This window comes from Devosia honganensis, assembly GCF_042648785.1.
Classification (GTDB): domain Bacteria; phylum Pseudomonadota; class Alphaproteobacteria; order Rhizobiales; family Devosiaceae; genus Devosia; species Devosia honganensis.
Window position 1 is genome coordinate 92,876 of record NZ_JBHRYD010000001.1, and the last position, 21,076, is coordinate 113,951.

Below are 21,076 nucleotides of genomic sequence, written 5' to 3' on the forward strand. Positions count from 1 at the left end.
GAAAACCGCACCCCCGAGAAAGCGGGGGAAACCGGCCGCGATGCTCGTTCCCGGCAAATTCAACGCTCCCGCAAAGTCACCGGCCCTGTTCCAGCCGCGCCTTCAACGCCGCGATGCGCCCATGGCTCTGTTCGATCCGCGCCGCGAACGCCGGATCGTCCGCCGCTTCCGCCAGCAGGATGGCGAGCACTTCCCGCGACAGCTCCGGCCGGTAGTCGGCGGTGTTGGAGAACAGCAGCACGTCCATTCCGGCCCGCACCGCCCGCGTCACGGTTTCTTCCAGGGTGAAATGATCGCGGATGGCGGCCATTTCCAGATCGTCGCTGACCACCACGCCATCGAAGCCCAGCTCCCCGCGCAACACGCCCCCGATCCAGCGTTCCGACAGCGAGGCGGGGGTTTCCCCGTCCCCGCTGGCATAATCGGCGTGGTAGAGATGCCCCACCATCACCATGTCCGCCATCCCCTCCCCGATCAGCACCCGATAGGGCTCCAGTTCCTCCGGCGCCCAGCTTCTGGTGATGTCGACGAACCCTTCATGGCTGTCGGCGGTGGAGGAGCCGTGGCCGGGGAAATGCTTGAGCGCCGTCGCCAGCCCCGCCGCGCGATGCGCCGCGATGAAGGCCCGGTCATAGGCGATGACGGTTTCCGGATCGGCGGCGAAGGCGCGGCCGTAGCGGGCGATGATCTGGTTGTCGGGATTGATGTTGAGGTCGGCCACCGGCCCGAAATTCACGGTGAACCCCTGTTCGGCGATGCCCGCCGCCATGCGTGCATAGATGGCCTCGGCCCGCTCCGGCGTATTGCGCGCCGCCACTGTCGCCGCATTGGGGATTTCGGTGAAGCCCACGTCGCGCGTCAGCCGCTCCACCGCCCCGCCCTCCTGGTCGAGGGTGATGAAGGGCGGCAGGCCGGGCGCGGCCTCGCGGAACCCGGCATTCATCCGCCGCACGGCCGCGAGGCTCGCGACGTTCTTCTTGAGGAACATCACCCCGCCCAGCCGTCCGGCGGCCAGTTCCTCGGCCACCGCCACCGCGCCGGGAGCGTCGGCGTCCTCGCCCTCGAACCCCACCACGATCATCTGCCCCGCCATCTCCTCCAGCGTGGCGGCGGTGGCGGGCAGCGCCGAAGCGCCAAAAAGGGCGCAAAAGGCGGCGGAGACGAAAAGGGCGCGCAGCAAATACCTGGTCCTTGCCGGAGAATCGGGCGGCCACCATGACCGCCAAATTCCGGCGAGACAATGATTCCGTGCCCTGCCGCCATCCCCAAACGCGGCGCCCGGATCAACTCCGAGGCCGCGGGGGCATTCCTATCCCGGCTTGTTCATCCGGTTGGCGATGAGGTCTTCCACCACCGAGGGATCGGCGAGGGTGGAGGTGTCGCCCAGCGCGCCATAGTCGTTCTCGGCCACCTTGCGCAGGATGCGGCGCATGATCTTGCCCGAGCGGGTCTTGGGCAGGCCCGGGGCCCACTGGATGAAGTCGGGCGAGGCGATGGGGCCGATTTCCTTGCGGACCCAGTTGCGCAGCTCCCCGCGCAGCGCCTCGTCATAGTCCTCCCCGGCCATCAGCGTGACATAGCAATAGATGCCCTGCCCCTTGAGGTCGTGCGGAAAGCCCACCACCGCCGCCTCCGACACTTTCGGATGCGCCACCAGCGCGCTCTCGATCTCGGCGGTGCCGAGGCGGTGCCCAGAGACGTTGAGCACGTCGTCGACGCGCCCGGTGATCCAGTAATAGCCGTCCTCGTCGCGGCGGCAGCCGTCGCCGCTGAAGTAATAGCCCTTGTAGGTCTCGAAATAGGTGGAGACGAAGCGGCCGTGATCGCCCCACAGCGTCCGCGCCTGGGCCGGCCAGCTATCCTTGATGACGAGGACGCCCTCGGCCACCGTGTCGGTCTGCAATTCGCCCTCATGCGACAGCACTTCGGGCTGCACGCCGAAGAACGGCCGCGTCGCCGAGCCCGGCTTGGTCGGGATGGCCCCGGGCAGCGGCGCGATCATGTGCCCGCCGGTTTCGGTCTGCCACCAGGTGTCGATCACCTCGCAGCGCCCCTTGCCCACCTTGTCGTGATACCACAGCCAGGCTTCCGGGTTGATCGGCTCGCCCACCGTGCCCAGCAGCCGCAGGCTCGGCATCTCGTATTTCTCGACGAATTCGGGGCCGGCGCCCATCAGCGCGCGGATGGCGGTCGGCGCGGTGTGGAAGATGTTGACCTTGTGCCGCTCCACCACCTGCCAGAAGCGGCTGGCATCGGGCCAGGAGGGAATGCCCTCGAACATCACCGTGGTGGCGCCATTGGCCAGCGGCCCATAGACGATATAGCTGTGCCCGGTCACCCAGCCCACGTCGGCGGTGCACCAATAAACGTCGCCGCGCCGGTAGTCGAAGGTCTGTTCGTGGGTCAGCGCGGTATAGACCAGATAGCCGCCGGTGGTGTGCAGCACGCCCTTGGGCTTGCCGGTCGAGCCGGAGGTGTAGAGGACGAAGAGCGGGTCTTCCGCATTCATCGGCTCGGGATCGTTGAACGGCTCGACCCCGGCGGCCGCTTCGTGCCACCAGATGTCGCGCGTGCCCTTCATCGGCACGTCGGCGCCGGTATTATGCACCACCAGCACCTTCTGCACGCCCGGGCAGTCTTCCAGCGCCTTGTCCACATTGGCCTTGAGCGGCACCGTCTTGCCGCCCCGGCGGCCCTCGTCGGCGGTGATCACCACGGCCGAATCGCAATCGTTGATGCGGCCGGCCAGCGCGTCGGGCGAAAAGCCGCCGAACACCACCGAATGGACCGCCCCGATGCGGGCGCAGGCCAGCATGGCATAGGCCGCCTGCGGGATCATCGGCAGATAGATGGTGACGCGGTCGCCCTTCTTGACGCCCAGCGATTTCAGCACATTGGCGCAGCGGCACACCTTTTCGTGCAGCGTGCGGTAGGAGATGTATTCGGCCGCGTCCTCGGGATTGTCCGGCTCCCAGATGATGGCGATGTCGTCGCCGCGCTCGGCCAGATGCCGGTCGATGCAATTGGCCGCGACGTTGAGCACGCCGTCCTCGAACCATTTGATCGACACGTCGGGATATTGGAACGTGGTGTTCTTGATGGTCCTGGGGAAGGTCACCCAGTCGAGCCGCTGTGCCTGCTCGGCCCAGAATCCGTCCGGATCGCGCACCGAGCGCTCATAGAGCCCGGCATATTGCTCGGCGGTGATATGGGTACGTGCGATCGTTTCCGCGCTCGGCTGGAATATGAGCTGGTCGCTCATCGGCTTCCTCCCTTGGTCTTTTGTGGACCCGTTCTAATCAGGCGCACCCACGGCGGCAAGCCCCGGCGGCCGCAAGCCACCGGACGTTAACCGCCGCCGCGTTATCGTGCGTCCTGCCGCGGTGCCGGAGCGCCGCCTCGAGGAGCTGCAACATGGCCCAGATGACCATACGTGCCGCGACCCCTGCGGATATCGATCTCATCCATCGCGAGCTGATGGACGTCATCGCCACCTCTCCCCATTACAGCGACCGCTTCAAGGCGCATGAATCGATGCGGCTGAACAAGGTCTTCCTGCGCAACCTGCTGGCCATCGATCCCTGGCACATCATGATCATGTGCGCCGATGGCGTTCCCGGGGGAGCCATGGTTTCGGGCCCCGAATGCGGTGCCATCTTCCGCTACTGGAGCTGGGTCTTCCCCTCGCACCGCCAGACGCGGCTGGGCATGTTCGGCATGCGCGCCTTCGACGAGCACTGGGACAATACCCGCTTCCACAAGGCCTATACCTTCGTGCGCCCCGAAAACGAGGTCGCCCGCATGCTGCTCAAGCGCTACGGCTACCGGGAGATCTGCCTGCTCGAACAGCATATTTTCGGCCAGGACTACCTGCTCATCGAAAAATTCTACACCCGCCCCGACGTCGCCTACGACCACGGCTATGTCGGCCGCATGGGCCGGCTGAAGACCAGGCTGAAAAGCCTGGTGGGGGCCTGAGCGGGGAGTTCGGCCCGCCTCCTGAGCGTCACGCCCGCCAGCCCGGCTTGCGGGGCGCCGGATTTGTTCCTACTTTCCGGCAAGGAGCGCCAAGGATGTCGGAAAAACTCACCATCACCCTGCCCGCTGAAATGCTCGCCCTCATCCGGCGCCAGGTGGAAGCGGGGCGATATGCCTCGACCAGCGAAGTGCTGCGCGAGGCCGTGCGGGTCTGGATGCGCGACGAGGAAGAGCACGCCGAGCGCCTTGCGGCGGTTCGGGCCCGCATAAAGCGTTCCCTGGACGACCCGCGTCCGGCCGTTCCCCTCGAAGAAGCCTTTGCCCGCGTGAAGGCCCATGCCGAACGCCTCTCGCGCAGCGGCTGATGCGCAGCCTGCCGGTCCGTTTCCGGGAGGAGGCGATCGCCGATCTCGAGGAGATTGCCGCCTATCTCGTCGGGCAGGAGGCGCATGAAACCGTCGTTCTGAGCTATATCGGGCGTATCCGGAAGCAATGCGAGAAGATCGGCGATGTGCCGGAGGGCTATGCGCCGAGGCCCGATCTGGGTCCCGGCATTCGCCTCGCTCCCTTCGAGCGCTCGGCGGTCATCGCCTTTCGCATTGCCCAAGGCGGCGTCGAGATCGTCAATGTGTTCTATGGCGGGCGCGACTATGCCGCGCTGCTGGGCGACTAGAACCTATTCCGCCGCCGCCACCGCCGCCCGCGCGCGGAACCATTGCAGGATCGACACGTCGATCCGCGCCGTGCGCAGCGCGATCAGCCACAGTCCCACCGACCACACGGTGATGGCGGTGATGGCGGCCAGGGCCGCGCCCACCAGTTGCAGGGGCGGCACCAGCACGAGATTGCCCAGCACCAGCGTTCCCATGCCCAGCAGCACCGCCGGCAGGCTGGCCCAGGGCCGGTCGTGGATGGACAGCACCATCGAGGCCGGCCCCATCACCGAGCGCACCACCAGCGCTAGGCACAATATGGCCAGCGGCACCGTGCCGGCGGCAAAGCCGGGGCCGAACAGGTTCAGCGCCAGGGGGGCGCCGAGGATGACGGCGCCGAACAGCGCCAGCGCCGTCAGGCTCGCCACCATATTGGCCTCCCCCACCTTGCGGTGGAACGCGGCGCGGTCGGCATTGGCCTCGCTTTCGAACATGTCCGGCAGCGTCACCGCATAGACGGCGGCGACGCCGAACGAGACCAGCGAGAAGATGCGGGTGCAGACGCCGAAAATGGCGAGTTCCTCCCGGCTCAGTAGATGGCTGAGCAGCAGCAGGTCGATATCGAAGAAGAAGTCCGTCGCCAGCGCGATCAGCACCCAGGGCGCGGCGAAACGCCACCAGCGCGGGGCTTCCGCGGGCCGCGCCGCCGCGTCGCTGCCCACGCGCGCCAGCGTCGCCGCCACCACCCCGAAATGTACCGTCGAAATCGCCACATAGGCCAGGGCGATGGCCCAGAGCATCGCGCTGAAACCGTCCGGCGGCGCCTCGAACACCGCCGCGCAGGCGAGGAAGGCGCCCATCACCGCCATGGGGCGGAAGATGCCGTCGGCGAAGAACCCGGCAAAGGGCCGCCGCAGCCCCACCAGCACCGCGCCGTTGACATAGACCACGGCGGTGGCCAGGGCCAGCAGCGCCACCGGCACGAAATGCGCCCCCACCACGCCGTCGCCCTGCCCGGCCCAGGAGAGCAGCGGCGGGCCGGCCAGCAGCAGCAGCGCGAAACAGGCCGTCACATGCCCGTAGGAGCGGATCAGGAAGGCGACGAGCTGGCGGCGGTCCCGGCGCGCGCCGTATTCGGCGGCGAAATAGGTGCCGATGGTCTGGAAGCCCAGCGGCATGACCACGGCGATCAGGTTCACCGCCGCGATGACGATGAGATAGTCGCCCAGGATCGCCGCGCCCCAGACCCGGGCGATGAAGGCCTGCACCAGGAACACGATGCCCGCGCCGAACAGGCGTCCGCCGAAGATGATGGTGGACTGGGAGGCGAGCCGGCGGGCGAGGCTCATCGCAGGTAATCTTCCGGCACGTGCGGCTTCTGGTCGGGCCGGGCCTTGCCGGGATTGAACCGGTCGAGCCGCGCCTTCGCCCGCAACAGGGCATCGCGGGCCGCGAAGGCCCCCGCCCCCAGCAGATAGGCCAGCGGGCGCGAGGCGTAATTGACCACCGGCGGCACCGGGCGGATGACGCCCGCCGAGCCCACCATGCCCTTCTTGAACTGGTGCAGGCCCCGGAAGCCGTCGGTGCCGCCCAGATCGTACCAGCGCGCCCGCGTATGGTCGCGCAGCCAGCGGATGATGTGCCAATGGAGGAAATAGCCGGCCCGCAGGCCCAGCGCCCGGTCGTTGGTGGCGCCGTAGAGATAGACCGCCCGCCCGCCCGCCTTGAAGATCAGCGCTCCTGCTACCGGCTCGCCGTCATGGTGGACGAAGAACAATTCGGGCCGCAGCGCTGGCGCCAGCGCCATCAGTTCGTCCAGCGTCTCATAGGCCGAATAGTCGGGAAACTGCTTGCGGTCGGTCATCGCCTCGTAAAGCGCCTGGAAATCGCCCAGCCGCTCCGCCCCGGCATGCTCGAACCTCAGGCCCGCCTTCTCCGCCTTGTTGAGCTGGCGGCGCCAGCCCTGCTGGAAGCTGCGGCGCTGTTCGGCGTCGCCGAGGCGCAGATCGACCAGATAGCGGTCGGGATAGGCCAGCATCGAGCCGCGCCGGAAGCCGCGCCGCCGCAGCGCCAGATAGTCTTCATTGATGGCTCCGGGCGCCGCATGGGGCAGGATGGACAGCATCATGCCGCGCGCGTCCGCATATTCGGCAATCAGCGCCTCCACCATGCCCGCATAAAGGGCGGCGGCGTCCTCCCCCTCCATATCGGCCAGCATCGGCCCCCATTTGCAGATGGCGATCCGGGCCAGCCCCAGCGGCAGCTTCTGCACCATCATCAGCGCGCCCCCGACGACGCGGCCATGGTGCTCGAACAGGCGCGGCTCGAGGCTCACCCCGGGCCAGCGCCCTTTGGCGAAGGCATGGAGCTGCTCCTGGCAGATCGTGTCGAAATCCGCGACCGCCGCGTCCCACTCCGCTCCGGCGAGCGCCCGCGCCCTCAGCTTCGGCACGGCGCCCGCCCCGTCGCGCTGATCGGGTCGAACGGCGGCTTCTGGAGCGAGGCCTGCAAAGGCGTACATGGGGACACTCCCGGCTTCATATGAGTCGGCCGGAGGCTAGCCCCATCTCGTGAGCAATTTCCTATCGGGCGGCCGCCCCTGCCCCAAACCTTGGCCCGTGGTTACCAAAGCCTCTCGGCGAACGGCGCAATCTCGAGCCTTTCACTGTCAGGCGGAATAGTTGCCTTCGCTCCCCTCCCCCTTGAGGGCTTCGAACTGCCCCGTAGGGTCAATCGCTCCGGTGGAGCGATTGAAGGTGAGAAGGCCATGAGAGCTATGCTCGAATGGCTGGGCCAGGGTGGGGGCCTCTTCGATGGCTCACAAATCCACCCGCTCCCCAACCTAGAGGCTTTCATGTTTTGACGGAATCGGCGACCAGCGCTCCCTCCCCCTTGAGGGGAGGGTTGGGGAGGGGGTGGGTTTGGCGGAGCACCGAAGGACCCCCACCCCCGACCCCTCCCCTCAAGGGGGAGGGGAGCAAGAAAGCGCTGATCCACTTGACAGTGAAAGCCTCTAGGCGGCGGCCGGCGCCGTGTGCGAGGTGTAGAGCAGCGGGATATCCGGAATGCCGACGAAGGCGCCCACCCCTTCCAGCGTCATGCGGATGGCTACGTAGAGGATGACCAGCAGGCCGATCCAGGCGATCCAGCGGAAGCGGTGCAGCACGCGGGCGATGAAGGTCGCCGCCACGCCCATCAGCACCACCGACAGCGCCAGCCCGAAGATCAGCGCCTCCACATGATGCTGCGCCGCGCCGGCCACCGCCAGCACGTTGTCCAGCGACATGGAGACGTCGGCGATGATGATCTGGGTGACGGCCTGCCGCAGCGTCTTGCGCGGCGCCTTGGCGGCGATGACCCCGTCGCCGTTCACGTCGGCGTCGCTCAGCACCTCGGTCGCTTCCAGCTCCGCCTCCTCCGAGACGGCCAGCTCGCGATACATCTTCCAGCACACCCACAGCAGCAAGACGCCGCCGGCGATGAGCAGCCCCCCGCCCAGCGACAGCAGCTCGGTGGTGATCAGCGCGAAGGCGATGCGCAGCAGCGTCGCGGCGAGAATGCCGATCAGGATGGCCCTGCGCCGCAGATCCGGCTCCAGCCCCGCCGCCGCCAGCCCGATTACCACCGCATTGTCTCCGGCGAGCACGAGGTCGATCAGGATGACTTGCAGGAGCGAGCTGAGGAAGCTGGGATCGAAGCCGAACATGATGGGTCCTTGGGAAAGGCGCGTGGCGGGGCGCAGTCAAGCTGCTACTGCGCGACATTCGCTCCTGCAAGGGTCAAATGGCCTTATCGGCGAAAAACACCGGTATCCCGGCCTTTTTCTGCCGCCCCTGACAGCTTGGCGACAGCTTGGCGCCCCCGCCCTCCAAAAAAGCCTCCCGATCCGGAACCACATGCCCGCCCTGCGGTTCAGCTTGATCCGCGGTCGTGTTTCCCGGACCCGCAAGCCGGTGCCGGGAGCCGGGCCGAGCGGTTGGAAAAGCGTCAGGAGGCATTCATGACCAAGCACACAGTAGGCTATTTCGTCGGCAGCCTTGCCAGGGAATCGATCAACCGCAAGCTCGCGGCCGCGCTGGTGCGCCTGGCGCCGCCCGAACTGGAGCTGTCGGAAATCCCGTTCCGCGACCTGCCGCTCTACAGCTATGACTACGACGCCGACTATCCCCCCGAAGCCCGCGCCCTCAAGGACGCCATCGCTTCGGTGGACGCGATCCTGTTCGTGACGCCTGAATACAACCGCTCCATTCCCGGCGGGCTCAAGAACGCCATCGACTGGGCCAGCCGGCCCTGGGGCAAGAACTCCTTCTCGCGAAAACCCTCGGCGGTGATCGGGGCCTCCATCGGCGCCATCGGCACCGCGGTGGCGCAGCAGAGCCTGCGCAGCGTCCTCAGCTTCTGCGATTCCCCGCAGATGAACGCCCCCGAGGCCTATATCCACTTCACCCCGGACCTGATCATGCCTGATGGCGAGGTCACCGTCGCCTCGACCGAGGAATTCCTGCGCAACTACATGATGGAATTCAGGATCTTCATCGCCCGCGTCTTGCAGGTGCTGCCCCGCGACGCCTGAGCACGGTTAAATTGCCCGGCCAAAACCGGGCAATGGCGTGGTGCCCTGTTCCGGCCCCTCCGGCTCCGGCTTGCGGGGCCGGTTTTTTCTTGCCGACGACTTCCACAATCGCGCCGAATACCCGGCATTCAAAAAGAAAATCGACCCCTTGAAATACTGAGCAAGCATCACCATATGAGCCTTGCGGCATTGACCGCAATTCCGTTTTGAAGAATGTTTGGGGAACGTGATGGGCAACAAGCCATTCATGCGTCCGGTCTTTCTTCGCCTGCAGCAGAACCGGACCGGAAACTATCAGGCACGCAGCGCCTGGGAGGCGCTCGAATATCTCGACCGCTTCTGGACGGGCCCGAGAACCGCCGAATACCGGCGCGCCAAGGCGATGTGCCGGAGCGCGCTCGACAATCTGGTATCCGCCGAATCGGCCCGTAACTATCTCATTGCCGCCGCCGAGCGTGCCGGCGTCCTCGACCGGGGCTGGAAAATGCGTCCCGCCACGGCCGGCAAGGCGCTGGCCTTGATCAACCGGCCTGTCGCGCCGCCCGCGCAGCCCTCCGCCTAGCCGTCCCGGCCCCTGGCCCAACAAGAAAAGGAACGAACATGAACCGTATCGATTATACCGCGCCCGCCGAGCTTTTTCCGGGCAAGAACGCCAAGGCCACTCGCCGCATCGGCTACAGGCGCTTCAAATCCGCCGCCGAGGCGGTCCGCTTCGCCGTCGAGGACATGCCGGCCGTCCTGCTCCGTGGCGCCTATCTCGAGGTGAAGGAAGAGCGTTTCGACGGCACCCAGATCCTCAATCTCTACAACGCCGAAAACTTCCCGCTCGAACGGGCGGCATAGGAAAGGACAGCCTCGGGGCTGTCCCTCGCCATCCCGAAATCGGGCGGTTTCACAATCTCGGCGCCGCGGTTCTGGCCGCCTCGAGGGTCTTGCCCGTGGTGGCCATGCCGCCATATGCGGCGCAGGCCGCGATCACCACCTCCTCGGGCGGCATGCTGCCATCGTCCATGACGCCCACGGTGATGCCGTCATTGCACATCCAGCTTATGGTGCCGTCCTGCCAGTAATGCAGCTTGTAGGCCTGCGCCTGCGTGGTGGCGCCGAGGGCGATGAGGGCTCCGATGGCGAGCGTTGCGATGGTTTTTCCGGTCATTTCGATCTCCTCTCCAGAACTGATCCTGTGGAGAGGTTGGACCGCCGCGACTGAAGCGGTGATGATGCCGGCATTCAGCCTGCGTTCAGCCGCACACCGTTTCCGCCGGCGTGACGGACGGGAAGGTCTTAACGAAAACAAGGGGATGCTTTGGTGGGTGCACAAGGACTCGAACCTTGGACCCGCTGATTAAGAGTCAGCTGCTCTACCATCTGAGCTATGCACCCGGGGTTCGTGGAACGCGCCGGCACCAAAGTGGCGTCTCTCTATCAAAGCGGTTCGGCGCTGTCCAGCACCCGGCGAAACTTTGTGGCGACAAAACCTTGCGGCGGCGGCATGGCCCGCGGGCGCCCGGCCTTCTGGCCGGGCCGCGCGGTGTCAGCCCCGCCGATGCCGGTATTCGTTGAGTTCCAGCACATTGGCGGCCCGGGTGGCCGGCTCGGGGCGATATTCGTCCATGAGCCCGATCGTGCGTTCGATGATGGAGCGTAGTTGCCGCGACCGTTGGTCCGTGCCCTGCAGGATGATGGCGGCTCGTTGCAGGTGGTCGCGCGCCAGCACATAGGTTGGTAGCACTCGCAGTCTCCTCGACATGGTTGAACGGTGGAATCGCCGGTGTTCGGCGCCTGGAAAGGGTGCGCCTGCATAGTTCCCCGCTCCTTGCCGGCACCGGTGGCATTTGATGCAAATCCGATGGAAACCGTTCCCGTCCCCAAACCGCCCGATGCCGGGCGCTTGCGGCGATGCAAGTCCTTTTCGCGCTGTGAAAAACTCCGGGGGATCGCCCGAGGGCCGTTCGCGCCCCGGACCTCACCGCTCCCCGTAAAGACCGATGACGGCCCGCAGCGGCCGATGGTTGGAGCCGTGGCTGTCGCCCGATTCGAGCGCCAGCAGCCGCGCCGCGCCGCTGGTGAACACATTGTCGATCGGCACGCCCAGCGGCCCGAGCCGCACCGGCCAGGTCGCCGGCGGCCAGGGTCCTGTGGCGAGTTCCAGCCGTCCGGCAAGGCGCGCCATCGGCTCCGTCCACGGCGCCGAGTTGAAGTCTCCCGCCAGCACCAGCGGCCCCTCCACGCCCTCCAGCACCTGCCCCAGATGCGCCAGCTCGATCCAGGAGGCCTGGTCGAAATAGGGCTTGGACAGATGGATGCCGGCAATGGTCACCGACTGTCCGTCCACCCGCACCCGCCCCACGACCAGCCGCTCATTGCCGAAGGGCGGCATGGTGCGGATCTGCCCGTCCTCGATGGGAAAGCGCGAATGCAGGGAGATGTCGCAGGTCCGGCTGTCCGCGCACCCCACCCGATAGGGCAGCGCCTCCGCCAGCTTTCCCAGATGGGCCCTGATGCCCGGTGTCTCCATGATCACCGCCACATCGGGCGGATCGGCGAGGATGGCGTCCACCAGTTCCGCCGCCCGCGGGTTCCCGCTCAGCACGTTGAAGCTGAGCAGCCGCAATTGCGCCGCCGGCTCGCCCGCCGGGCGCTCGTGGACATGGAATTCGCGCAGCAGCAGCGCGCCGTGCCCCAGCCCGGCCAGCACCGGCAGCAGCACCGCCAGCCCCCGCCAGCGCGCCCCCAGCATCATGGCGGCGGCGACCAGCGCAAGGCCGGCGGCGACCAGGTGGAACCGCAGCGACTGCACCAGCAATTCCCCCGGCAGGCCCGGCGTCGCCGACGCCACCAGCAGCCCCAGCAGCACCACCCCCGCCAGCGCCAGCACCCCGCCGCGCAACTCCGCCCTGTCCATGCCGCCGCTCCTTCCGTCACCGCCTGCGCGGCTAGAGCAGCTTCCGCTTCCGGATGCAAGTCACGGCGAGGTTCACGAGTTCAGCCGCCCCGGCGCCATCCGCCGGGCTGCGCAGCTTGCGGGGGCACCTGCGCTCCCTAGAGGCTTTCATGTTTTGACGGAATCGGCGACCAGCGCTCCCTCCCCCTTGAGGGGAGGGTTGGGGAGGGGGTGGATCTGACGGATCACCGAGGGACCCCCACCCCCGACCCCTCCCCTCAAGGGGGAGGGGAGCAAGAAGGCGCTGATCCGCTTGACAGTGAATGACTCTAGCGAAGTCTTGCTTCCCCCTACCCCGCCAGCGCCCCCTGCGCCGATGCGCCGCGCTCGATCATCACCCGGTTGAGCGCGTTGAGATAGGCGCGGGCCGAGGCCACCAGCGTGTCGGGTTCGGCGGCATTGCCCGAGGCGATGCGGCCGTTCATTTCGAGCCGGACATGGGCCGAGGCCTGCGCGTCGGTGCCGCCGGTGACGCCGTCCACGGCATAGAGCACTAGATGCGGGTTCTGGCCCGAGGCGGCCTTGATGGCGTTGAAGATGGCGTCGACCGAGCCGGTGCCCTCATAGGACACCCGGCTTTCCTCCCCGTCTATGGTGACGGTCAGCTCGCACCGGTGCATGCCGCCGGTCTTGCTGACCACTTCCATGTCGACCAGCCGGATGCGGTCGCCGGCCGAGCCCACCTCGTCGTCCACCAGCGCCACGATATCGGCGTCATAGACGTGCTTCTTGCGGTCGGCCAGGTCCTTGAAGCGCACGAAGGCTTCCTGGAAGGCGTTGTCGCCCAGTTCGTACCCCAGTTCCCTGAGCTTGTCCTTGAAGGCGGCGCGGCCCGAATGCTTGCCCATCACCAGCGTGGTTTCCTTGATGCCGACGCTGGCCGGGGTCATGATCTCGTAGGTCTCGGCATTCTTGAGCATGCCGTCCTGGTGGATGCCGCTCTCATGGGCGAAGGCGTTCTTGCCTACGATGGCCTTGTTGTACTGCACCGGGAAATTCGAGGCCGCCGCCACGATCCGGCTGGCGCGGCTGAGATGGGTGGTTTCGATTTCGGTGTAGTAGGGCATGGCGTCGCCGCGCGTATGCAGCGCCATCACCACTTCCTCGAGCGCCGCATTGCCGGCGCGTTCTCCCAGCCCGTTGATGGTGCATTCGATCTGCCGCGCCCCGGCGGCGACGCCGGCCAGCGAATTGGCCACCGCCATGCCCAGGTCGTCGTGGCAATGTACCGAGAAGATCGCCTTGTCGGCGTCCGGCACGCTGCCGATGATGTCCCTGAACATGCGGAAATGCTCTTCGGGCACCGCATAGCCCACCGTGTCGGGCAGGTTGATGGTGGTGGCGCCGGCCTTGATGGCGGTCTCCACGCACCGTTTGAGGAATTCGATCGGCGTGCGGGTGGCGTCCATGGCGCTCCATTCCACGTCGTCGATGAGATTGCGCGCCTGCGCCACGGTGCGGGCGATGATCTCGATCACCTCGTCCTCGGTCTTTTTCATCTGGTGCGCCAGATGGATGGGCGAGGTGGAAACGAAGGTGTGGATGCGGCCCCTGCGGGCGTGGCGCACCGCTTCGCCGGCCCGGTCGATATCGGCGGTGATGGCGCGGGCCAGCCCCGCCACCGTGGCGTTCTTGGCCTGCTTGGCGACGGCGACCACCGCCTCGAAATCGCCCACCGAGGCGATGGGGAAGCCCGCCTCGATGATGTCGACCCCCATCTCGTCCAGCGCCTCGGCGACCTGGAGCTTTTCCTCCAGCGTCATGGTGGCTCCGGGCGACTGCTCGCCGTCGCGCAATGTGGTGTCGAAGATGAAGACGCGATCCTTGTTGGACTCGCTGGCTGCTGCGGACATTTCCTGGCTCTCGTTCCTATCGGCCCCGAGGCGACGCCTCGCCGGACCGGACATGTTCACTGTTCGGTTGATGGCGCACTCCCCTGACGACCCGCTCGCGAAACCGAGCTGCCGGTGATCAGGGGCTGATAAGAAGGAGAAGCAGGGCGGGAAGCAGCAGCAGGGCGGCAGCAATCGCCAGCCGGGTCCGGAGGACCTGCTGCTGTGCGATGGCAATGGCTCTGGCGCGACGGCGCTGCATCGGGATACGCTCTGATCCGCTTGTCTGACCCAAAGACCATAGCGCCAGCCGCCGCGGGGATGCAAGGGCCAACCCGGAAAAATGCAAAAGCCACGGCCGGGAACGGCAAAACGGGAGCTCTCGCCCCCGTTTTTATTGTTCTGGCTCCGCCATCGTCCCGGCCCACGGTGTCATTCCCGCGAACGCGGGAATCCCTGTTGGGGCGGCAGGAAGAGGAAACGGAGATTCCCGCTTGCGCGGGAATGACCCGGTGCAAACTGTCGCGACCGCGCCCGCAGCGAACGCGGATTCGCTTAGTTCTTCGCCTTGTCGACCAGCGCGCCGGCCTTGATCCAGGGCATCATGTCGCGCAGCTTGGCGCCCACTTCCTCGATCGGATGCTCGTCGGCCAGGCGCCGCGTGGCCTTGAAGCGGGCGCCGCCGCCGGCCTTGATCTCCTGCATCCACTCCGAGGTGAACTTGCCCGACTGGATATCGTGCAGCACACGCTTCATCTCGGCCTTGGTGTCCGAATTGATGATGCGCGGACCCGAGACATATTCGCCCCATTCGGCGGTGTTCGAGATCGAGTAGTTCATGTTGGCGATGCCGCCCTGATAGATCAGGTCGACGATCAGCTTCACTTCGTGCAGGCACTCGAAATAGGCCATTTCGGGCGCGTAGCCGGCTTCCACCAGCGTCTCGAAGCCGGCGCGGATCAGCTCCACCAGGCCCCCGCACAGCACCACCTGCTCGCCGAACAGATCGGTCTCGCATTCCTCGCGGAAATTGGTCTCGATGATGCCCGAGCGGCCCCCGCCCACGCCCGAGGCATAGGCCAGCGCGATATCGTGGGCGTTGCCCGAGGCGTCGTGATGCACCGCGATCAGGCAGGGCACGCCGCCGCCGCGCTGATATTCGCCGCGCACCGTGTGGCCCGGGCCCTTGGGCGCGATCATGATCACGTCGACGGTGGACTTGGGCTCGATCAGGTTGAAATGCACGTTGAGGCCGTGGGCGAAGGCCAGCGCGGCGCCGTCGCGGATATTGGGCTCGATATGCTCCTTGTAGATATCGGCCTGCAATTCGTCGGGCGTCAGCAGCATGATGACGTCGGCCCAGGCCGAAGCCTCGCCCACGCTCATCACCTTGAGGCCTTCGCCTTCGGCCTTCTTGGCCGAGGGCGAACCGGGGCGCAGGCCCACGGCGACATCGGTGACGCCGCTGTCGCGCAGGTTCAGCACATGGGCATGGCCCTGCGAGCCATAGCCGATGATGGCGACCTTCTTGGACTTGATGATGTTGAGATCGGCGTCCCGATCGTAATAGACGCGCATTGGGGCTCTCCCTGGATTATGCGTTTGGGGTCACGTATTGGCCCTGGCCCCGTAAAGGGCAAGGAACTGGTCGGTCGCGGTCTTCACATCGGCTTCGATATTGGCCTCGACATTGGATTGGGTCAGGGTCTTGTCGCCCAGCAGCAGACGGATCTGCACGTCGCGCACGACCAGCCCGAAAAAGGTGCGATAGGCTTCCTCGCTATTGGAGAAGCGCAACAGCCGCGCGTCGCGCGCCGCCTCCAGGATCGGCTTCAGCCGCCGCCGGACGGCCAGCAGCCCGTTCTCCAGCACGATATCGCCCAGCCCGCTCTTTTCCTGCGCCGCATGGGTGACGGCGGTGCGGTTGAGCGTGATCGACACCTCCCCGATCAGGGTGGTGAGCAGGTCGCGCGCGAACTGCTCGAGGCTGATGCGCAGCGCCTTGACGTTGAGATGGCTGCGGTCGACGAACGGCATGCGCACCTTGGCCGCCTGCCATTGCACCGTCGCCGTCAGCAGGCCGTCGCGGTCGCCGAACCATTTATAGAGCGTTTCCTTGGAACAGGAGGCGCGGCGCGCCACCGCGGTCATGGTCAGCCCGTCGCCGTTCTCCACCAGCAGGTCGAGCGCCGCCGTCAGCACCGCCTGCTGCCGGGGCGTGAACGTCTCTTCGCTGACCTTGATCGGCAGGGCCACCCGAACGCCTCTTGGAACCACAAGCCGGACCGCCCGGCACTCTCCCGTGAGCCGTACCGTACGGTACGGTTCCATGCAAGCGGAATCTCCTCGGGCCGGCGGCGGGAAGTTGCAGGATCGCCTCAATTCGGGCGCACCGGCGCTATCGCCCTCTTCCCCTGGGAGAAAAAGGGGCTCCGCGGCGATCCGGGCCGGATATCGGTCCGGCCTAACGCGAGAGGACGGAGCCGAACGGCACGGCGGGAGCTACGAGCTCGAGAAAATCGGGCGTCCCGCAGGCGAATTTCAGCTTCGCCTCGAGCGAGATGTCGCTCCAGTCGACGGTGCTGTGCACGCCGAGCTGCGCCAGGATCGGCAAGGCCGCCATGAGGTCCCAGGTGGACTCTCCCATGCCGATATAGCCATCCACCTCGCCGCTGGCGATTTCCAGCAACGAGATCGTCGCCGAGCCGCAGCAGCGAAAGACCATGCGGGCGTCTTCCAGGACGAAGCGGAGCATTTCGAGCCGGTCCTCGACCGGGATGACGGGGTGGAAGCCGACGCCGGCCGACGCCTTGCTGCGATCCATGCCCTGGCGGGCGGCCAGCGGTTCCCCGTTGAGGGTGGCCGGAATGCCTTCCCCGCCGGCGACCAGTTGCGCGCGCGCCGGCGCGTTGATCACGCCGAAGCGCGGGGCGCCGCCTTCATAAAGACCGATGGACACCGCCCATTGATCGCCGCCGCGAACGAAATTGAAGGTGCCGTCGATGGGGTCGATGACCCAGACCCGCCCCGACCGGCTCGAGACCGCGCCGCCCTCTTCGCCGAATACCCCGTCATCCGGGAAGGCCTTGCGCAATTCGCCGATCACGAAGGCCTCGACCTCCTTGTCGGCGGCCGTGACCAGGTCGAGGTGACCCTTGGATTCCACCGCGACACTGGCCAGCCTGCCAAAATGCGCCATGGCCAGATCGCCCGCCTGGCGCGCGATGGTTTCAACAATTGCCTGCATGCTCAAAAATCCGATGGTTCAAAGCGCGAGATAGCGGGTGTGGACGGTGAGCGTGCCTGCAGCGTCCAGCCGATGGATGAAATAGGCATAGGGCTCGGCGACCGATCCGGGTTCGGGCGCGGTCGGGTCGAGATCGAGCTGGTGCTGGAAGGCGGGGCTGCCGCCCACCGCGCAATAGGCGCCGTTCCAGATCGCGTGGAAGGGCCGGTGGATATGGCCCGTCAGGATGCGCAGCGTGCCGGGATAGGCCTTTACCAGCCGTCCCAGCGCCTCCCGGCCCTCGATCAGCGCCATGTCGTCGAGCCCGCGAATGCCCGAGGGGAAGGCGGGATGGTGCATGAGCAGGAGCGTCGGCCCCTGCGTGACCTTTGCCAGCCGTTCCTCGAGCCAGGCCAGTTGGCCGGCGTCGAGCGCCCCGGCGATCTGGCCCTCGACCAGGGTATCGAGCGCCAGGATGCGGACATGGCCGATCGCGGCTTCGTAGTGGAGCGTGGTCCCGGCGGCGAAATCCAGCCGCTCGCGGAACGCGGCGCGCAGCGTGTCACGGCGGTCGTGATTGCCCGGAACGAGAAAGATCGGCACCTTTATGGGGGCCAATATGTCCTTGAGCAGGGCATAGTCGGCCTCCGACCCGCCATCCACGAGATCGCCGGTGAAGCAGACGGCGTCGAAAGGCGGATTGGCGGCGACGATGTCGGCCACCACCTTGCGCGCCGCCGCTTCGGCGTCAGGGCGCACCAGCGAGGTTTCGGGCGCATCGGCGAAGACATGGAAATCGGAAATATGGGCGATGAACATGGATGATCCGGTCCTCGGGGGTTAGCGGATGCCGGCGCGCATGAAGCTCTGGACGAACTGGCGCTGGAACAACAGGAAGGCGATGAGCAGCGGCGCCACCGAGAGCAGCGTGGCCGCGGTGACGAGGCTCCAGTCCACGCCCTGCTCGACGGTCGCGAACACCTGCAGGCCCACGGTGACGGGGCGGGTCTCCACCGAATTGGTGACGACCAGCGGCCAGAGGAAATTGTTCCAGTGATAGCTCACGGTCACGAGGCCATAGGCGATATAGGTCGGCTTGGCGACCGGCACGAAGACGCGCAGCAGCACCTGGATCGGATTGGCCCCTTCCAGCCGCGCCGCTTCCTCCAGTTCCTTGGGCACGCTCTTGAAGTTCTGCCGGAACAGGAAGATCCCGAACGCCGAGGCGAGATAGGGCAGGCCCATGGCCAGCGTGGTGTCGAGCACCCCGAGCGCCGAGATGGTCTTGTAGTTCTCGATCAGCAGCACTTCGGGCATGATCATGAGCTGCACCAGCACCAGCATGAACAGGATGTCCGAGCCCCTGAACGGGAAGCAGACGAAGGCATAGGCCGCCATGGTGCAGATCACGAACTGGCAGACCAGGATCAGCGTCACCAGAAAGAAGGTGTTGAGGAAATACTGGCCGAACGGCGCCACCGCGAGGACGCGGGCGAAATTGTCCAGCGTCCAGGGCGCGAACAGGTCGAACCTTGCCGCGCCGCCGGGGTGATGGAAGGCCGTCCAGAACGCATAGAGCAGCGGCAGGATCCAGATGAAGGCGAGGAACCAGGCGCCGATCGTGGTCAGGGCGATGACGGGTTTGCTGCGGGTTTCCATGCTATCTGTAATGCACCCTCTTGTCGGCATAGCCGAACTGGAACAGCGCGATCAGCGCCAATATGGCCAGCAGCACCACGGTCAGCGTCGCCGCATAGCTGGTGTCCCAGAAGCTGAAGCCGGTCTGGTAGATGTAGAACAGCAGCAGCGTCGTGGCGTTGTCGGGGCCGCCCTTGGTCATGGCGATGACATGGTCGACCAGCCGGAAGGCGCCGATCACCGCATTGATGGAGACGAACAGCGTGGTGGGCATCAGCAGCGGCAGGGTGACGCGCCGCAGGATCTGCCACGGGCTGGCCCCCTCGAGGCGCGCCGCTTCGAGAAGCGTCGGCGAAATCTGCTGCAGGGCGGCCAGGTAGAAGATCATGAAGAAGCCCGCTTCCTTCCACACCGTGATCACGATGAGCGCCCACAGCGCGGTTTCGGGCGTCCCCAGCAGATTGCTTCCGGCCAGGCCGAACGGGCGCAGGAACTGGTCGATCAGCCCGTAATCGGGCGCATAGAAGAACAGCCAGATATTGGCGACCGCCACCATGGGCAGCACGGTGGGAGTGAAATAGGCCATCCGCACGAGGCCCTGCCCGCGCAATTTGGAATTGACCAGCAGCGCCATGGCCAGCGCCAGGGCCATAGAGAGCGGAATGGTGGTCACGGCGTAGATGCCGTTATTGATCAGCGACTTCCAGAACACCGGATCGTTGATCATCACCTCGTAGTTTTCCAGCCCCACGAATTCGGCGGGCCGCCGCCCCCGCGGGGTGGAAAACAGGCTGTTGACCATCGTCGTCAGGATCGGCTGATAGGTGAAGGTCCACAAAAGAACGGCGGCGGGCAGCAGCAGCAGGCTGCCATAAAGCGCATTCCTGGAGAGTTTCATCGTTTCATCCGATCCTGACGACCCGGCGCCTTAGCGGTAGGACCGCAGGATGCGGTCGATCTCGGCCTGCGCGTCGGACAGCGCCTGTTCGGGGCTCTTGCCCCCGGTCAGCGCCGCGGCGATCGCGTCATTGAGAACCTTGGTGGTGCGGGCGTTCTCATGGGTCGAGTATTCCGGCACCGAGGTGGGAATCTGCTGCCGGGCGACATCGGCCGCCGGCACTTCGGCGACATAGTCCTTGAGCGTGTCGGTTTCCCAGGAGCCGTCGCGCGGCGCCACATAGCCGGTCTGGATCGCCCAGTCGGCCTGCAGCTCGTCCGAGGTGAGGAACTTGGCGAACTTCATCGCCGCGGCTTTTTCTTCGTCCGAGGCATCCTTGAAGACGTAGAGATTGCCGCCCCCCAGCGCCGAGGCGGAATCGGGGTTGCCCGGATAGGGGGCGAGGCCGAAATCGAAGGTGGCGTTGTTGAGGATATTGGTGAGGTTGCCGGTGGTGGTCCACACCATGGCGATCCGCCCCTCGAGGAAGTCGGACGGGGTGGTGCCCCATTCCTGGATGCCGGGGGGATGCACGCCATGGACGACGCTCAAATCGCGCCAGAATTGCAGCGCCTCGACCACCTTGGGATCGGTGAGATAGACCTCGTTGCCCTCGTCGTTCATCAGCCGCGCGCCGTTCTGCGCCGCCAGCGCGGTGAACAGCCACTGGGCCGATCCGGGATTGCCCGGAATGCCCACGCCCCAGCGGGTGACGTTGCCATTGGCGTCCTTGGTCATCACGGCCTTGCCGAACTCGACCATCTCGTCCCAGGTGGCGGGATATTTTTCCGGATCGAGACCGGCTTCGGCGAAGGCGTCCTTGTTCCAGTAGAGCACGGCGGTCGAGCGCTGGAAGGGAACCGACCAGAGATTGCCGTCGACCCGCGCGCTGGCGAGATAGGCCGGCATGAAGCCGTCGACCCACTCCTGGTCCTCGGGCGAGAAGAAGCTGTCGATCGGGTCGATGACGTCTTCGTCGATGAGCGTGAAGATGTCGGTGGCCAGCAGCACAGCCAGCGCCGGCGGATCACCCGCCTTGGCGGCGGTCAGCGCCTTGGTCGTGGTGTCCTGGTAATTGCCCGAATAGACCGGAACGATGTCGATGTCCGGATTGGCGGCCTCGAACTCGGCCACATAGCCGTCGATCACCTGGGTGAGCGGGCCCCCGACCTGGATCGGATAATAGAAATCCACCACGGTCTGCTGGGCGGTCGCCGCGCTGGTCAGGGCTGCCATCGACAGTCCCGCAAGCAGGAAACCTGCCGTCAAATGCCTGGTTTTATGCATGGTCGCTT

Annotated in this window: 23 protein-coding genes and 1 tRNA gene; 6 read left to right on the top strand and 18 right to left on the bottom strand. The window is 66.2% G+C overall.

Features of this window, described 5'->3' with window-relative positions:
* Positions 1-76 precede the first annotated feature (76 nt).
* Positions 77-1,180, bottom strand: coding sequence for a glycoside hydrolase family 3 N-terminal domain-containing protein (locus ACFOOL_RS00420; protein ID WP_380093878.1), 1,104 nt, complete (start codon positions 1,178-1,180; stop codon positions 77-79).
* Positions 1,181-1,309: 129 nt separating this feature from the next.
* Complete coding sequence (gene acs, locus ACFOOL_RS00425) at positions 1,310-3,262, bottom strand: acetate--CoA ligase (protein ID WP_380093879.1); 1,953 nt, start codon at positions 3,260-3,262, stop codon at positions 1,310-1,312.
* 152 nt (positions 3,263-3,414) lie between these two features.
* Between acs and ACFOOL_RS00430 the strand changes: the two genes are divergently transcribed.
* The 3 genes from ACFOOL_RS00430 (at position 3,415) to ACFOOL_RS00440 (ending at position 4,651) form a co-directional block, all read left to right on the top strand.
* The gene (locus ACFOOL_RS00430; protein ID WP_380093881.1) at positions 3,415-3,978 is read left to right on the top strand and encodes a hypothetical protein; all 564 of its coding nucleotides are present in this window, start codon (positions 3,415-3,417) and stop codon (positions 3,976-3,978) included.
* A 95-nt stretch (positions 3,979-4,073) separates the two neighbouring features.
* On the top strand, positions 4,074-4,343 hold the full coding sequence (locus ACFOOL_RS00435; protein ID WP_380093883.1) for a type II toxin-antitoxin system ParD family antitoxin: 270 nt from the start codon (positions 4,074-4,076) through the stop codon (positions 4,341-4,343).
* A complete protein-coding gene (locus tag ACFOOL_RS00440; RefSeq protein ID WP_380093884.1) occupies positions 4,343-4,651 on the top strand; it encodes a type II toxin-antitoxin system RelE/ParE family toxin in 309 nt (102 codons plus the stop codon). Before ACFOOL_RS00435 ends, ACFOOL_RS00440 begins: the two co-directional genes overlap by 1 nt.
* A gap of 3 nt (positions 4,652-4,654) precedes the next feature.
* Here ACFOOL_RS00440 and ACFOOL_RS00445 read toward each other — a convergent pair whose 3' ends face one another.
* The 3 genes from ACFOOL_RS00445 to ACFOOL_RS00455 form a co-directional block, all read right to left on the bottom strand.
* Positions 4,655-5,980 (bottom strand): lipopolysaccharide biosynthesis protein, encoded by a 1,326-nt coding sequence (locus tag ACFOOL_RS00445; RefSeq protein ID WP_380093885.1) that lies wholly within the window; start codon positions 5,978-5,980, stop codon positions 4,655-4,657.
* Positions 5,977-7,152, bottom strand: a complete 1,176-nt coding sequence (locus ACFOOL_RS00450) for a lipid II:glycine glycyltransferase FemX (RefSeq protein ID WP_380093887.1) — start codon at positions 7,150-7,152, stop codon at positions 5,977-5,979. The genes ACFOOL_RS00445 and ACFOOL_RS00450 overlap by 4 nt, the downstream gene beginning before the upstream one ends.
* A gap of 492 nt (positions 7,153-7,644) precedes the next feature.
* Complete coding sequence (locus tag ACFOOL_RS00455; RefSeq protein ID WP_380093888.1) at positions 7,645-8,337, bottom strand: YjbE family putative metal transport protein; 693 nt, start codon at positions 8,335-8,337, stop codon at positions 7,645-7,647.
* Between the two features lie 294 nt (positions 8,338-8,631).
* On the opposite strand from ACFOOL_RS00455, the gene ACFOOL_RS00460 reads away from it, so the two are divergent.
* A complete protein-coding gene (locus ACFOOL_RS00460; RefSeq protein WP_380093890.1) occupies positions 8,632-9,204 on the top strand; it encodes an NADPH-dependent FMN reductase in 573 nt (190 codons plus the stop codon).
* A gap of 6 nt (positions 9,205-9,210) precedes the next feature.
* Here the strand turns inward: ACFOOL_RS00460 and ACFOOL_RS00465 are convergent, their stop codons facing one another.
* Positions 9,211-9,441, bottom strand: coding sequence for a hypothetical protein (locus ACFOOL_RS00465; protein ID WP_380093891.1), 231 nt, complete (start codon positions 9,439-9,441; stop codon positions 9,211-9,213).
* Between ACFOOL_RS00465 and ACFOOL_RS00470 the strand changes: the two genes are divergently transcribed.
* Together ACFOOL_RS00470 and ACFOOL_RS00475 are read left to right on the top strand one after the other, a co-directional pair.
* Complete coding sequence (locus ACFOOL_RS00470; RefSeq protein ID WP_380093893.1) at positions 9,434-9,766, top strand: DUF982 domain-containing protein; 333 nt, start codon at positions 9,434-9,436, stop codon at positions 9,764-9,766. The two genes, ACFOOL_RS00465 and ACFOOL_RS00470, sit on opposite strands and share 8 nt — an antisense overlap.
* A 38-nt stretch (positions 9,767-9,804) precedes the next feature.
* Positions 9,805-10,047 (top strand): hypothetical protein, encoded by a 243-nt coding sequence (locus tag ACFOOL_RS00475; protein ID WP_380093895.1) that lies wholly within the window; start codon positions 9,805-9,807, stop codon positions 10,045-10,047.
* A 49-nt stretch (positions 10,048-10,096) separates the two neighbouring features.
* On the opposite strand, the gene ACFOOL_RS00480 is transcribed toward ACFOOL_RS00475, so the two are convergent.
* From ACFOOL_RS00480 to ACFOOL_RS00535, 12 genes are all read right to left on the bottom strand, one after another.
* Positions 10,097-10,360, bottom strand: a complete 264-nt coding sequence (locus ACFOOL_RS00480) for a hypothetical protein (protein ID WP_380093897.1) — start codon at positions 10,358-10,360, stop codon at positions 10,097-10,099.
* Between the two features lie 151 nt (positions 10,361-10,511).
* Positions 10,512-10,587, bottom strand: a tRNA-Lys gene (locus tag ACFOOL_RS00485).
* A gap of 151 nt (positions 10,588-10,738) precedes the next feature.
* Complete coding sequence (locus tag ACFOOL_RS00490; protein ID WP_380093898.1) at positions 10,739-10,936, bottom strand: hypothetical protein; 198 nt, start codon at positions 10,934-10,936, stop codon at positions 10,739-10,741.
* A gap of 234 nt (positions 10,937-11,170) precedes the next feature.
* Positions 11,171-12,109, bottom strand: coding sequence for an endonuclease/exonuclease/phosphatase family protein (locus ACFOOL_RS00495; protein WP_380093900.1), 939 nt, complete (start codon positions 12,107-12,109; stop codon positions 11,171-11,173).
* A gap of 329 nt (positions 12,110-12,438) precedes the next feature.
* Positions 12,439-14,001, bottom strand: a complete 1,563-nt coding sequence (locus ACFOOL_RS00500; RefSeq protein WP_380093902.1) for a 2-isopropylmalate synthase — start codon at positions 13,999-14,001, stop codon at positions 12,439-12,441.
* A 534-nt stretch (positions 14,002-14,535) separates the two neighbouring features.
* Complete coding sequence (gene ilvC / locus ACFOOL_RS00505; protein WP_380093903.1) at positions 14,536-15,558, bottom strand: ketol-acid reductoisomerase; 1,023 nt, start codon at positions 15,556-15,558, stop codon at positions 14,536-14,538.
* Positions 15,559-15,588: 30 nt separating this feature from the next.
* On the bottom strand, positions 15,589-16,236 hold the full coding sequence (locus tag ACFOOL_RS00510) for a TetR/AcrR family transcriptional regulator (RefSeq protein WP_380093905.1): 648 nt from the start codon (positions 16,234-16,236) through the stop codon (positions 15,589-15,591).
* A 208-nt stretch (positions 16,237-16,444) separates the two neighbouring features.
* Positions 16,445-17,227 (bottom strand): inositol monophosphatase family protein, encoded by a 783-nt coding sequence (locus tag ACFOOL_RS00515; protein WP_380093906.1) that lies wholly within the window; start codon positions 17,225-17,227, stop codon positions 16,445-16,447.
* A gap of 18 nt (positions 17,228-17,245) precedes the next feature.
* Positions 17,246-18,025 (bottom strand): phosphodiesterase, encoded by a 780-nt coding sequence (locus ACFOOL_RS00520; RefSeq protein WP_380093908.1) that lies wholly within the window; start codon positions 18,023-18,025, stop codon positions 17,246-17,248.
* Positions 18,026-18,046: 21 nt separating this feature from the next.
* Positions 18,047-18,865 carry a carbohydrate ABC transporter permease gene (locus ACFOOL_RS00525; protein ID WP_380093910.1) on the bottom strand — a complete coding sequence of 273 codons (819 nt, stop codon included), beginning with the start codon at positions 18,863-18,865 and terminating at the stop codon, positions 18,047-18,049.
* Position 18,866: 1 nt separating this feature from the next.
* Positions 18,867-19,742, bottom strand: a complete 876-nt coding sequence (locus ACFOOL_RS00530; protein WP_380093912.1) for a carbohydrate ABC transporter permease — start codon at positions 19,740-19,742, stop codon at positions 18,867-18,869.
* A gap of 30 nt (positions 19,743-19,772) precedes the next feature.
* Entirely contained in the window at positions 19,773-21,068 is a 1,296-nt protein-coding gene (locus ACFOOL_RS00535; protein WP_380093913.1) for an ABC transporter substrate-binding protein, read from the bottom strand.
* Positions 21,069-21,076: the final 8 nt, after the last annotated feature.